The following is a 12,092-nucleotide window of genomic DNA, read 5'->3' as shown; positions in this document are numbered from 1 at the left end:
CCGATCCGACTCACAGGAAAGTTAATGGTCATCCCGCTTAGGAATCAGGCGACGGATGAGCAGCACCCGGCGGCGCCCCCACGGTATGGCACTGTCTGGGGCCACGAAGGGACATCCATTGCCGACGCCCGCCGTGCCGTACGCTCGCTGCTCTCATACGCAGGGCACGACCCCAGCCACCAGCCGGGCCAGGACGCTCAGATCGTCGTCAGCGAACTTGTCACCGACGCTCTGCGCCATGCGCCCGGCCCTGGGGCGCTCCTACTGGAACTGTCGCTCGACCACACCCTGCTGCGGATCACCGTCCGAGACAGCTCACCGCGGCCGCCGCGCCTGCTCACCCCCGACCCTCACCGCATCGGCGGGCACGGCCTGCACCTGATCACACGCCTCTGCGACACGTTCCACACCATCGCGCACGACCACGGCAAACAGGTGACTGCCCACCTCCGTATGCCCGGGCCCACCGCCTGACCTGCCGGACGTCGCGCAGACGGGATCGGCCTCGGCCACTGTGCAGCGCCCGCCGAAGCCCCTCTCGTCACTCCGCGCAGTGGGCGCTCAGTCGCTGACCTGCCCTGTTCGGCGGCACCAGCGGCATCCGCCGTCCGGAGGCCCCGGCCGGCCCAATCGGAGCCCTGGACGGCCCCGGCGCGCCACCATTGATCGTCGGCCCGTGCGAACCGCCCGATCCCAGGGCGCCGGGAAGGACACGCTCCCCGCAAAGGAGTCAAAGGCGTCCGTCCTGCGGCGTCCCGCGTGGCGACTCCGCACCGTCCTGCCCCGCCCGCACCCACAGATGATCAGGGACCTCTGGCAGGGCGCAGTATCCGCGTGCTGCGAGCACCCGCGCCACCATCGTCAGGTACTCGTCAGCCGCCATCCAGGCACCGTTCGAGCCGGTCGCGAGGACATCCATATCCATGGCAGTGCCACCTCCGAAAGCCGTCGGCTGCAACGCCTACGGAGATCGCCCAATCTCACCAACGGCCTGGACCTGTCCTACACCTTCGGCGGCATCACACGTGGCAGGCGCAAGTTGAGTGGCGATGCGTCTCGCCGTCACACCTGGCCGAGTCGTCGGACTGCGATCGCCGCGCCATCGGCATGGATGCCTGACGCGGCCTCATACAGGCCGGTTATGAAGGCGCGGGGTGGAACATACGGGGATTCGGTGCCGTGCCGGAGCAGTGACCAAAGCTTGAGAGACTGGCGGGATGGATATCGACCGCAGGAACAACGTCACCGTCACCGGCAACCCCCACGGACGCACGGTGGTGCTGGCCCATGGCTTCGGCTGCGACCAGAACATGTGGCGGCTGACGGTCCCTGCGCTGGCCGAGGACTACCGGGTCGTTTTGTTCGACTACGTGGGTTCGGGCCGCTCGGAACCGTCCGCGTTCTCGGAGGGCCGTTACGCCTCCCTGGACGGCTACGCCCAGGATGTGGTGGAGGTGTGCAAGGCGCTCGACCTGCGCGATGCGGTGTTCGTCGGGCATTCGGTCAGCGCCATGATCGGCGTGCTGGCCGCCGACATGGCTCCCGAGCGGATCGGCGCGCTGGTGATGGTCGCTCCCTCTCCGCGCTACATCGACGACGACGGCTACCGGGGCGGGTTCACCGCCGAGGACATCGACGAACTGCTGGCGTCCCTGGAATCGAACTACCTGGGCTGGTCGGCGGCGATGGCTCCGGTGATCATGGGCAATGCCGAACGGCCCGCGCTCGGTGAGGAGCTGAAGAACAGTTTCTGTGCCACTGATCCGGACATGGCGCGCGTCTTCGCCCGGGCCACGTTCCTGTCCGACTCCAGGGAGGACCTGAAAAGCGTGCGGGTGCCGACGCTGGTGCTGGAATGCGTCCAGGACGTCATCGCGCCCCGGGAGGTCGGCGCCTTCGTCCACCGGGCGATTCCTGGCTCGACGCTGGTCACGCTCGATGCCACCGGGCACTGCCCCCACCTGTCCGCGCCCGAGGCCACGAACGGGGCGATCATGGAGTTCCTGGCGGTCCTGCGATGATGTGCCGCACCGGTCAGCAACCCGACCCGCACGAGTCCGGAGACGAGAAGGCATCGGAGGCGGCGTTCGCCGCGCTGCTCGAGGACAGCGCCGAGGAACTGTACGAATCCGCGCCGTGCGGATACCTGTCCACCCTGATGGACGGCACCATCGCCAAGATCAACACCACGCTGCTGGACTGGATCGGCCTGGACCGCGAGGCGGTCGTGGGCCGGATGCGGTTCACCGACCTGCTGACCGTGGGCGGCAAGCTGTACCACGAGACCCACTTCGCGCCGCTGCTGCGGATGCAGGGCGAGATCAGTGGAATAGCCCTGGACATCAAGCAAGCCGGCGGCGGTCGGATACCCGTGCTGGTCTCCTCGGTCGTCAAGCGCGGCAGTACCGGCGAGTCGCTGCTGATCCGCACCACCGTCTTCGACGCCCGGGAGCGCCGCGCCTACGAGGAGGAGCTCCTGCGCGGGCGGAAGGCGGCCGAGGAAGCACGCAAGCAGGCGGAGGCCGACCGGGCCCGGCTGCAGGACGCCCTCGCCGTGCTCCAGCAGTCGCTGCTGCCCGACAGCCTGCCGTCCGTTCCCGGCGTGGAGACGGCCGCCCACTATCACACCGCCTCCCCAGACCGGCTCGGCGGCGACTTCTACGACGTCTTCCCCGTCGACGGCAAACGCTTCGCCTTCTTCCTCGGCGACGTGTGCGGCAAGGGACCGGAGGCCGCCGCACTCACCTCACTCACCCGCTACACCCTGCGCGCCGCCGCCCTGCACGACCCCGACCCCGTCGTCGCCCTGACCACTCTCAACAAGGTGCTCCACGAGCGCTACGCCGGCAGCGGCGATCCGCGCTACTGCACCGCCGTCTTCGGCACCCTCGAACCCGACGCCACCACCGGGCAGGTCGCCATCCGCCTGGCCTCCGGAGGTCATCCGCCGGCCCTCGTCCTGCGCGCCGACGGCACGGCCGGCTACCTGCCCACACCCGGCGGCCTCCTCGTCGGCATCCTGCCCGAGGCCCGTTTCACCACCGCCACCACGACCCTCGCCGCCGGCGACACCCTCCTGCTCTACACCGACGGTCTCACCGAAGCCCGCACCGGCGAGAACCGCAGCAGCCTCTACGGGGACGACGCCCTGCTCGCCTTCACCACCCGCCACGCCGGCAAGCCGCCACACGCCCTCATCCGCGCCCTGACCGGCCTGCTGGACGACTTCGGCGACGGCCTCGACGACGACACCGCCCTGCTCGCCCTCGGTGTCCCCGCCCAGTCCACCCCCTGCCCTACGACGAGAAACCACGAATGAGCCCACTGAAGATCACCACCCGAGACGCCATGACCGGTCCCGTTCTGGAGATCATCGGCGAGCTCGACTACGCCAGCGCCACGGGGCTGCGTGAACACCTCACGACCCTCACCCTCCGGCCGGGACAGCGCCTCGTCCTGGACCTGGCCGGCATGGAGTTCTGCGACTCCAGCGGCATCACCGCCCTGATCGCCGCCCGCAACCACGCCCTCGCCGCCCAGGTCGACATCGCGCTCGCCGCGGTTCCCGCGCATACGCTTCGCGTCCTGGGCATCGTCGGCCTCGACCAGATCTTCCCGCTCTACCCCGACAGCGCGGCCGCCACCCGTATGTGAGCCAGTCGTAAAACGGACACTCGAACTGTCCTCAAACGCACGGTACTTGATCCTCCGCTTCCGCGAACATGCGGGCGCGGTCCAAGAACGCCAAGCAGACCGCCGAGAACCCGAGCAGGCCGATCAGCTGGGTGCACCGCGACTGGTTCGGTAGCGGCCCGGGGTCGTTCCGACGATGTCGGTGAACGCTGAGATGAAGCTGCTCGGGTTGGCCCATCCGCAGGCGTGGGCGGTTTGCGTGGTGTCGTGGCCGTCGGCGAGGAGTACGAGCGCGTGGTAGATGCGTAGTTGCGTGCGCCACTCATAGAAGGTCATGCCGAGTTCGTTGCGGAACAGCCGGCTGAGGGTGCGGGCGCCGGCTCCGATCGCCTTCCCGAGTTCGGCCGGCTGGAGTTGTCTGACGGCGTCTCGTACAGCATCCGGGCAATGGCCTGCAGTCGGTCGTCCCGTGGCTCCGGCAGGTGCAGCGGCTGTTCGTGCGCTTCGCGGAGTTCATCGACGAGGACTCGAAGGAGGCGAGAGCGCGCGGAGCGGCTGTGGCCAGGCGCGGCGTCGTCGTGGTTACGGGGGCCGCTCAGGGTGAGCAGGACCTCGCGGGCGAGGCCGGAGACCAGGAACACGGCGGGATGGTCTGGTACGAGCCGGGCGAGGGACGGCGCGAGAAATGCCCCCGTGCGTGCGACTGCACCGCGCTCGTCTCGCCGGACGGCCAGAGGTGGCACCCGCCGGACGGCCACATATGTGACGTCACACCGGCGCTCGAGGAAGGTTGGCGGCGAACGGGCATCGGTTGGCATCCTATCGTTGGCAAGCCACACCTTGATCTGGTGACACTGCCTCCATGCGGAGTGGTCCTCAGTCGCGCAGGGTGCCCGACCGAACCATGTGTCACCGAGGCGGCGCGACTCGATGCCGCGACTCGAGAGAAGGGGAAACGCATGGCGACGTTCGTCCTCGTGCCCGGCGGTTGGCACGGCTCCTGGTCGTTCGAGGCGGTGGTGCCGCTGTTGGAGCGTGCCGGTCATGCCGTTCACGCCCTGACCCTGACCGGTCTGCGGCCGGACGACGACGAGGCGACCGTCGCGACCGCCAACCTCGACACGCACGCCGACGACGTATTGCGGCTCCTCGATCGCGCCCACATCACCAGCGCGACGCTGGTCGGCCACAGCTACGGCGGGATGGTGATCGCCGCCGCCGCCGATCGCGCCGGCGGCCGGATCTCGCGACTGGTGCATCTCGACGCCTACGTACCGCGCGACGGCGAGTCGTGCTGGTCCTCAACGAGTGAGCGCTACCGGGAGGCGTTCGCCGCCGGCGCTGCGACCACCGGCTATGCCGTCCTTCCGCCGGCCGGCGGCGATCCCCGCCGCCGTCCCCATCCCCTCGCCTCGTTCCTGCAAACGATCCGGCTCACGGGCGCGCTCGCCCACGTCCCCCGCCGGGAGTTCGTCTACTGCTCCGGGTGGGAGGACCGGACGCCGTTCGCCGGCCTCCGCACCCGGCTCCAGGCCGATCCCGGTTGGCAGGTCCACGAGCTCCCAACCGGCCACGACGCGATGCATGAGGCCCCCGAGGCGGTCGCTGCACTACTGCTCGGCGAATGCATCGCGGATGCGTCGACGCTCAGACGACAGACCTGCCGCTGAGGGCCGTACAAGCGCCGTGCATCCGGCCTCCCACGACCGTCCCGACCTGACCGCGTTCGCCGGGCTCGATACACACTGCCCCGAGTCACCGGGCAGTGGCTCGACCTGGATCGTGCAGTGCCGGCGTGCCGAGTCGTTGAGCGGGACCGGTGGTGCCGGCGGCGGCCGGGAAGGGATCGCCGCGCGACACGGTGACCGCGGGCCGGCGCACGAGCCGCGCGCGCAGCTCTCGCGGTGCGGGCTGCGATGAGCGCTGGAAGGCATCGTCGGGCAGCACCTGACCGCGGCCCGGCTCGTGGAAGGGCTCGGCGTGGCGTGGAACACCGAGAGCGACGCGGTGCCGGACCGAAGGCAAGCGCGCCGCACCGACGACGGCATCGCCGAGCCGCTGCTGAACGCCGACGGGGTAACCCGAGTGCCCTCGCCCTCGACTGCCACGTCTGCCACGTCTGCCGCCAGCCGTAACGGCGCCGGGACCTGACCGCCTGCGCCACGCTCGGCGCGCTGGTGCGCTTCCTGTGCCTGAGCACGGACAAGACCAGCGACCACGTGCTGCCGGCCCCGCCCGCCCAGCACCCGCCCCCCTTCGATGCTCGGCGTGGTCACGCCAGGCCGAACCAGCCGAGGACCGTCTGCACGAGCAGGATGGTGGACATCGCGGCAACGCCCACGACCACGGCCGTGGCGGCGACGCGGTAGCGCGGGCCGTTGACGGCTTCGCCGAGTACCGCGCGGCGGTTGGTCAGGACCAGCAGGTAGACCAGCACGATCGGGCTGATCAGGCCCTGCAGGACCTGGGTGCCGATCAGCAGTTGGATGACGTCGACCGGTGTCAGCGCCACCGAGGCACCCAGCACGATCTGGGCGGTGAACAGGCCCAGGAACAGCGGGGCGTCGCGGAAGCTGCGGGAAACGGAACGTTCCACGCCGGCCGCTTCCCCCACGGCGTAGCTGGCGGAGAGCGGGACGACGGCTCCGGCCAGGGCGGAGGCACCGATCAGGCCCACGGCGAAGAGGAGTTCGGCGTTCTGACCGGCGACCGGCTTGAGGGCCTCGGCGGCCTGCGCCGCCGAGTCGAGCGGGCCCGTGCCACCGATGGCGGAGGCGGTGGCGACGATGATGGTCAGGCTGATGACGCAGGCGAAGACGGCGCCGAGGACGGCGTCGGCGCGGATGAGGGGGTAGTCGGCGGGCTTGGCACCGCGGTCGACGACGCCGGCGGCCGCGTAGAACTGCATGTACGGGCTGACCGTCGTACCGATCAGGGCCACGGCGAGAAGGATGAAGTCCTTGTTCGGCTCGATGTGCGGAACGACCAGGTGGTGGCCGACCGCGCCCCAGTCGGGATGGCCGAGGATCATCGCGATCGGGTAGGCGAAGAAGGCCAACGACATGACGAGGAAGATGCGTTCCGCCCAGTGGTACGAGCCGAACAGCACCAACGCCCACAGCAGGACGGCGGCGGGCGGGATGACCGCCCACTTGGGCACGCCGAGGAGCTCGAAGGCGGCCCCGATTCCCGCGAACTCGCTCACCACCAGGCCCGTGTTGGCCAGCAGGAGGCAGAAGACCGCAAGAGCCGTCAGCCGGAGACTGAACTGCTCGCGGATCAGGGCACCGAGTCCCTTGCCGGTGTGGGCACCGAGGCGAACGGCCATCTCCTGCACCATCACCAGGGCGATGGTGACCAGCACCATGAAGAACAGCGTGCCGTAGGCGAATTGGGAACCAGCCGAGGCGTAGGTGGCGATGCCAGCGGCGTCGTTGCCGGCGTTCGCGGCGACCAGACCGGGGCCGGCGACCGCCGCGACCAGAGCGACGCGTCGCCAACCGGTACGGCGGGGTGCCGCCGTACCGGCGGTCCCGGCCGCCTCGGTGGTGTCCGGGTCGCGGGTCACTGCAGGAACCTCCGGAAGTGCAGACGCCCGCGTTCGGGCAGCATCGCGTCGAGCAGGTCGTCCGCCAGGATCCGGCCGATCGGGCGCTCCGTGTCGTCGACCACCAGGAGTGAGGAGGCGCGAGCGGCGACCAGCTGGTCGGCGGCCTCGGCCACCGGGGTGTCGGCGTGCACGGTGACGGGCGGGCCGAACTGGGCCAGCCAGGTCACCAGGTCGGCTACCGGGCAGCTGTCCTCGGCCACCGCGAGGTCGAACAGCGCGATGTCGCCCAGCAGCCGTTCACGGTCGTCCACGACGGCCACCGCGTCGATCTCCGTACGGTGCTCGGCGTGTTCCGCCAGCCGAGCCCGTACCTCGGCCACGGTCTCGTCCCGGTGGGCGGTGATCAGCAGGGTGGTCATGGCGCCGCCCGCGGTGCCCTCCCGATGGGTGAGCAGCCGACGCAGCTCGGCCGCCTCGACCGTCGGCATGCGGCGCAACAGGTTCTCGCGTTCCTCGGAGGTGAGGTCGCGCAGGGCGTCGACGGCCTCGTCCGGCTCCATCTCGTCGACCAGCCGAGCGGCGTGGTCGGGGGCGGCCTCGCGCAGCAGGTTCTCCAGCTCCGTCGGTTCCATCTCCTCGAGGGCATCCGCGGCCTGCTCCGGCTCCAGCCAGCCGAGCAGCTGCTGGCGCTCGCTGCGGCCGAGGTCTTCGAGGATGTCGGCCAGGTCCGCCGGCCGCAGCCGGTGCAGCGCGGTCCGCGAGGCACGCAGGCGGACCTCGGGCGGTCCGTCCGTGGCCTGTTCGGCGAACGGGGCGACGGCCTGCCAGTCCAGCACCCGCTCCGGGGTCGGCCGGGCCTGCCAGCGGCGGGGACCGAGCCGCCGCAAGAGGGTGGGCAGCGACACGTCCACGCCGACGAGCACCACCCGGTCCACCAGCGGTGCCAGGTAGAGGTCGGCGGCCCGGGTGACCTGGACGCCGTCGACGTCGACCAGCTGGTGGTCGAGGATGTCGCGGGCCAGCAGGACCTCGCCGGGGCGTCGCACGAAGTCGCGCAGGTCCACCCGGGCGGTACGCAGCCGGACGTGCCCGGCACGCACCTTGCTGACAGCATCGGCGGCGAGGAACGTACGCCGTCGTCCGATGCGCAGGATCAGACCGGTGACCGGCGGATAGGGATCCGGCCCGTAGAGCCGGGCCACGACGTCGACGACCCGGCCCACCTCCTCGCCGGCCTGGTTGGTGACCGGCCCGCCGATCAGGCCGGCCAGCGACACCAGCGAGGTGCGGACGGCCTTGGATGCGGTGGCCCGGCGCTCCAGGGTGACCCGGCGGTCGCGCAGGCGGGCTGAGGTGGACATGAGCAGAGTATTGACGGACAAGGGTGAACACCCCCTGGCCTCGGCGTGACGAGGCAGCGGGCGGCCACGGCAGCGCCTGCTCCCCCGCCGAGGCCGACAGGGCACCCGCGCCCATGCCGGGCGGGGCGATGACACGGCCGAACGGTCGGATCAGCGGGAGAGGAGGGGCTGCCGCGGGCCGCGGAAGGACGGCGAGGACAACGCGGTAAGGGGCCGACTATGGCCCGGACTACTGTCCAACTTCGCCTCCTCCCGATCCCGGCCGCGCACACGACGTGACGGCCACACGGCAAGGGGCAACCGGGCGGTCGGGCCCGGCGCACCCCAACTCGTCAGAGCTTTGGCACTCCACGGCGTGTCCCCGAACTGCCGGGGAAGCCACTTGGGGTCACCCCTTGGGCCGGGGAGACCTGTCCTGATCCGGAGCGTCTCTCGACGGGTGGGATCAGTGGCCTGTGTCCGTGAAGACGCCTCACCGAACGAGGTGTCCCTTCGAAACCGGGTCAACGATACGCCCCCGCCGGCCCATCCACCCAATCCATGACCGGCACTTGACCACGCGCCCACGCACCCCTGACCGTGTCCGCCTCGGCGCCGGTGGGCGACAGGGCGCTCGCCGCGTGCCTCGAGGTGGGCATCTTCGGCCGGATCACTCGCCGTCGCACCGGGCACACACACATCCACGGCCTGTACCGGGGAATCGCCTTGAGCGGTCTCCTGCTCGCCGGTGTCGCTCGGCTCCCTCGGCGTGCTCGACGACGTCACGGTGACACGGACATCCGCCGTCGCGGAGCCGCGAGTCCCACCCCTCGACGGGCCGGCGCGGACTCGACGGTGCCGCCGCCGAGCCGGAGCGCCGCCTCGCGGCGGACGGCTTCACCGTCGACCGCCACGGCCTGCCGGACCTGCTGCCCGCCGGATTCGGCCGCGCCGCCGGGACGGCTACCACCGCATGCGCGCCCGTGACACCGTCGGCGCGCTCGGCGCCCCCCGCTGCACACACTCCTCAGGCCCCCGTACCGCGTCATGCCCACCGCCGCCCATGTGGCGGTCCGGCGTCTCGGACCGGCCCCGGTACCGTGTACCTGCTGGGACGATGACGGGACGGCCCGGGCTGCACCGGACTCCGTCCCCCGCACGGCGACCTCGGTTCTGTGCTCCAGGTCACTGACCGCCGTCGGGCCACGGGAACACTCCTCGCCCGCCGTTCGTCTACAGTTCATAAATCGTCTACATGCCTGTAGTCACTTCCAGGAGGGCCCGGCGTCCATGACCACCCCGCTGTGGGCGTGGTGATGTTCGCCGAGACCGGGCTGCTGGCGGGCGGCTTCGTCCTCCCCGGGGGCTCGCTGCTCGTTGCCCCGTGAACCGACAGCCCGTCGCCGGCCCAACCACCATGTGACCGAGACACCTCTGGAAGAGCATGCGCCACAAGATCCTTGTCGTCGAGGACGATCACGCCCTGCGCGATGTGCTGCGCCGGGGCCTGACCGAGGAGGGCTTCGGACCTGTCCTCGCCTCCGACGGCGCCATGGCCCTGCGGCTGGCCACCGCCGATGTCGCGGCGGCCGTCCTGGACATCGGGCTGCCCGACGCGGACGGACGGGACGTGTGTCAGGCCATGCGCGCCAACGGCTTCCTCGCGCCCGTGATCTTCCTGACCGCCCGGCACCGGCTCACCGACCGGCTGTCCGGCTTCTCCGCGGGTGGTGACGACTATCTGCCCAAGCCCTTCCACCTGGCCGAGCTCGCCGCACGGCTGAGAGCGGCTCTCAGACGCGGCGCGCCGCCTTCGACGGCCACGGCCGGGGACCTCGTCCTGGACCCGGTCGGGCACAGCGCCACCGTGCACGGTGTCCGCGTGGCCCTGACCCCGACCGAGTTCCGGCTGCTCGCGCCGCTCGTCGCCGCGGCAGGCTCCCATGTGCCGCGTCACGAGCTGATCAGGGCGGCCTGGCCCGAAGGCGCGCAGGTGAGTGACAACACTCTGGACCAGTACCTGACACGGCTGCGTCGTAAGCTGCGCGAGGCCGGCAGCTCGCTGACGATCGGCACGGCACGCGGGATCGGACACCACCTGTCATGAACCCCGACCGTGTCCTGCGCCGCCTCGCACCCCGCACCCTGCGCGGCCGGCTCTCCCTCGTCGCACTGACCACCGCCGCCCTGTTGATGACCGTCCTGACCGTGGTGTTCAACGTCGTGATGGACAGGCATCTGCAACATCAGGCGGACGACGAACTGCGCAGCAGGGCCGCCGCCGTCGCCACGACCGTCGACACCAGCGGCTCCCGGGCGCGCGTCCTGGAGACCTCCAACGACGGTCTCCTCGACGCGAACGTGTGGATCTACGCCGGCCCCGGGTTGCTCGAGAAGCCTCCGTCGACCATGGCCGGCAGCCCGCTGACCCAGGCCGCCGACCGGCTGGCCGCACGGCGCACTCCGGCGTGCACGACCGTCGACGACCAGGGCCACCGGCCCGTACGCCTGTGCTCCCGGCCCCTGCACGGCCGCCACGCCGCCGCAACGGTCGTCACCGCTCTGGGCCTGGGCCCCTACCGCGGTTCGGCCAAGACCCTGTTGCTGGGATCACTGATCCTGGACGCCGTCATGCTCGCGTGTACCTACGTGCTGACGCGTCTGGCCGTCGGACGGGCGCTTCGCCCGGTGCGGACGATGACCGACCAGGCCACCCAGTGGAGCGCCGTGGGCTCCGACGACCGCTTCGGAGCCGAGGAACACCCCGCTGAACTCGCCCGCCTGGGCGCCTCCCTGGACGCGCTCCTGGACCGCATCCGCACCGTGCTGCGCCATGAACGGCAACTCACCGGCGAGCTGTCCCACGAACTGCGCACCCCCCTCACCCGGATCGTCATCGAACTCGACTGGTGGCGGGCCCGCCCCCGCTCGGAAGCCGAGACGCGCGCCACCCACGAAGTGATCGCCGAGGCCGCTCAGTCGATGCGTACGATCTGCGACACGCTCCTGAACGATGCCCGCGAGAACGCGCTGAACCAGCCCACGGCCCCCGGAACGACCGACGTCGTCCCCGTCCTCGACCGCATGGTCCAGCGCCTCGACACACCGGACGACGTCAAGGCGACCGTCGTGCCCGGAGGGACGGAGCTCGAGGCAGGGATCGCCCCCGCCCTCCTGGAACGGATCGTCAGCCCGTTGCTCGCCAACGCCGTACGCTACGCACGCTCCGGCGTGACCGTCGCCGCCCTGCGAATGTCCGGCACCGTGCGCATCGACGTGGTCGACGACGGCCCGGGCGTCCCCGAGTCGTTCGTCGGCGAGCTGTTCCAGCCCGGCCGGCGCGCCGACGACACGGACGGCCACGACGGCGCGGGCCTCGGCCTGCCCCTCGCGCGCCGCCTGGCCCGCGCCGTCGGCGGCGACGTGTCGTACGACCCCGCACACACGCCCGGGACACGGTTCACGGTCAGTCTGCCTGCTGCCTGACCGCCTCCCTCTGCGCGGCGGGCCGCGGTCGCGCGGGCTCGCCGCCGTGGCCGCGGCTCGGGCGGAGAGGCAGACGACCAGCC

General features: G+C 71.1%; 11 protein-coding genes, 2 pseudogenes and 1 riboswitch. Of the genes and pseudogenes, 9 read left to right on the top strand and 4 right to left on the bottom strand.

Translation table 11 applies throughout. The annotated features are described in order from the left end of the window. Nucleotides 1-24: 24 nt before the first annotated feature. Complete coding sequence (locus AB0L59_RS39605) at nucleotides 25-474, top strand: ATP-binding protein (protein ID WP_365592303.1); 450 nt, start codon at nucleotides 25-27, stop codon at nucleotides 472-474. A 256-nt stretch (nucleotides 475-730) separates the two neighbouring features. Here the strand turns inward: AB0L59_RS39605 and AB0L59_RS39600 are convergent, their stop codons facing one another. Continuing rightward, nucleotides 731-925, bottom strand: coding sequence for a hypothetical protein (locus tag AB0L59_RS39600; protein ID WP_365592301.1), 195 nt, complete (start codon nucleotides 923-925; stop codon nucleotides 731-733). Between the two features lie 292 nt (nucleotides 926-1,217). Between AB0L59_RS39600 and AB0L59_RS39595 the strand changes: the two genes are divergently transcribed. The 3 genes from AB0L59_RS39595 to AB0L59_RS39585 are packed head-to-tail and all read left to right on the top strand — an operon-like array spanning nucleotide 1,218 to nucleotide 3,654. Next, on the top strand, nucleotides 1,218-2,021 hold the full coding sequence (locus tag AB0L59_RS39595; protein ID WP_365592298.1) for an alpha/beta hydrolase: 804 nt from the start codon (nucleotides 1,218-1,220) through the stop codon (nucleotides 2,019-2,021). Continuing rightward, nucleotides 2,021-3,319 carry a SpoIIE family protein phosphatase gene (locus AB0L59_RS39590; RefSeq protein WP_365592351.1) on the top strand — a complete coding sequence of 433 codons (1,299 nt, stop codon included), beginning with the start codon at nucleotides 2,021-2,023 and terminating at the stop codon, nucleotides 3,317-3,319. Before AB0L59_RS39595 ends, AB0L59_RS39590 begins: the two co-directional genes overlap by 1 nt. Continuing rightward, nucleotides 3,316-3,654: an STAS domain-containing protein gene (locus AB0L59_RS39585; RefSeq protein ID WP_365592295.1), complete on the top strand. Its 339-nt coding sequence runs from the start codon at nucleotides 3,316-3,318 to the stop codon at nucleotides 3,652-3,654. Before AB0L59_RS39590 ends, AB0L59_RS39585 begins: the two co-directional genes overlap by 4 nt. Nucleotides 3,655-3,777: 123 nt before the next feature. Here the strand turns inward: AB0L59_RS39585 and AB0L59_RS39580 are convergent, their stop codons facing one another. Further along, nucleotides 3,778-3,969, bottom strand: a complete 192-nt coding sequence (locus AB0L59_RS39580) for a helix-turn-helix domain-containing protein (protein WP_365592292.1) — start codon at nucleotides 3,967-3,969, stop codon at nucleotides 3,778-3,780. Between the two features lie 623 nt (nucleotides 3,970-4,592). Here AB0L59_RS39580 and AB0L59_RS39575 point away from each other — a divergent pair. From AB0L59_RS39575 to AB0L59_RS39565, 3 genes and pseudogenes are all read left to right on the top strand, one after another. Beyond that, nucleotides 4,593-5,303, top strand: a complete 711-nt coding sequence (locus AB0L59_RS39575) for an alpha/beta hydrolase family protein (RefSeq protein WP_365592289.1) — start codon at nucleotides 4,593-4,595, stop codon at nucleotides 5,301-5,303. 46 nt (nucleotides 5,304-5,349) lie between these two features. Beyond that, nucleotides 5,350-5,643 (top strand): annotated as a pseudogene (locus tag AB0L59_RS39570) (ISL3 family transposase); the annotation flags it as partial. 18 nt (nucleotides 5,644-5,661) lie between these two features. Beyond that, a pseudogene (locus AB0L59_RS39565) lies at nucleotides 5,662-5,870 on the top strand (allantoin permease); the annotation flags it as partial. 35 nt (nucleotides 5,871-5,905) lie between these two features. On the opposite strand, the gene AB0L59_RS39560 reads toward AB0L59_RS39565, so the two are convergent. After that, nucleotides 5,906-7,201, bottom strand: a complete 1,296-nt coding sequence (locus AB0L59_RS39560; RefSeq protein WP_365592286.1) for a divalent metal cation transporter — start codon at nucleotides 7,199-7,201, stop codon at nucleotides 5,906-5,908. Further along, entirely contained in the window at nucleotides 7,198-8,544 is a 1,347-nt protein-coding gene (locus tag AB0L59_RS39555) for a CBS domain-containing protein (RefSeq protein WP_365592283.1), read from the bottom strand. The genes AB0L59_RS39560 and AB0L59_RS39555 overlap by 4 nt, the downstream gene beginning before the upstream one ends. Nucleotides 8,545-8,860: 316 nt before the next feature. Continuing rightward, a riboswitch (M-box (ykoK) riboswitch) is annotated at nucleotides 8,861-9,035 on the bottom strand. Between the two features lie 932 nt (nucleotides 9,036-9,967). On the opposite strand from AB0L59_RS39555, the gene AB0L59_RS39550 reads away from it, so the two are divergent. Together AB0L59_RS39550 and AB0L59_RS39545 are read left to right on the top strand one after the other, a co-directional pair. Then, nucleotides 9,968-10,630, top strand: coding sequence for a response regulator transcription factor (locus AB0L59_RS39550; protein WP_365592280.1), 663 nt, complete (start codon nucleotides 9,968-9,970; stop codon nucleotides 10,628-10,630). Next, on the top strand, nucleotides 10,627-12,009 hold the full coding sequence (locus tag AB0L59_RS39545) for a HAMP domain-containing sensor histidine kinase (RefSeq protein ID WP_365592278.1): 1,383 nt from the start codon (nucleotides 10,627-10,629) through the stop codon (nucleotides 12,007-12,009). Before AB0L59_RS39550 ends, AB0L59_RS39545 begins: the two co-directional genes overlap by 4 nt. Nucleotides 12,010-12,092 lie beyond the last annotated feature (83 nt).

The organism is Streptomyces sp. NPDC052109, assembly GCF_040680195.1.
Classification (GTDB): Bacteria; Actinomycetota; Actinomycetes; order Streptomycetales; family Streptomycetaceae; genus Streptomyces.
The sequence above is the reverse complement of the archived record's forward strand: the minus strand, read 5'-3'. Positions and strand labels throughout refer to the sequence as shown.

Bases quoted from the DNA above. Each gene is read 5' to 3' on its own strand.
- AB0L59_RS39605 (WP_365592303.1), top strand. From the start codon at position 25: ATGGTCATCCCGCTTAGGAATCAGGCGACGGATGAGCAGCACCCGGCG.
- AB0L59_RS39600 (WP_365592301.1), bottom strand. From the start codon at position 925: ATGGATATGGATGTCCTCGCGACCGGCTCGAACGGTGCCTGGATGGCG.
- AB0L59_RS39595 (WP_365592298.1), top strand. From the start codon at position 1,218: ATGGATATCGACCGCAGGAACAACGTCACCGTCACCGGCAACCCCCAC.
- AB0L59_RS39590 (WP_365592351.1), top strand. From the start codon at position 2,021: ATGTGCCGCACCGGTCAGCAACCCGACCCGCACGAGTCCGGAGACGAG.
- AB0L59_RS39585 (WP_365592295.1), top strand. From the start codon at position 3,316: ATGAGCCCACTGAAGATCACCACCCGAGACGCCATGACCGGTCCCGTT.
- AB0L59_RS39580 (WP_365592292.1), bottom strand. From the start codon at position 3,969: ATGACCTTCTATGAGTGGCGCACGCAACTACGCATCTACCACGCGCTC.
- AB0L59_RS39575 (WP_365592289.1), top strand. From the start codon at position 4,593: ATGGCGACGTTCGTCCTCGTGCCCGGCGGTTGGCACGGCTCCTGGTCG.
- AB0L59_RS39555 (WP_365592283.1), bottom strand. From the start codon at position 8,544: ATGTCCACCTCAGCCCGCCTGCGCGACCGCCGGGTCACCCTGGAGCGC.
- AB0L59_RS39550 (WP_365592280.1), top strand. From the start codon at position 9,968: ATGCGCCACAAGATCCTTGTCGTCGAGGACGATCACGCCCTGCGCGAT.
- AB0L59_RS39545 (WP_365592278.1), top strand. From the start codon at position 10,627: ATGAACCCCGACCGTGTCCTGCGCCGCCTCGCACCCCGCACCCTGCGC.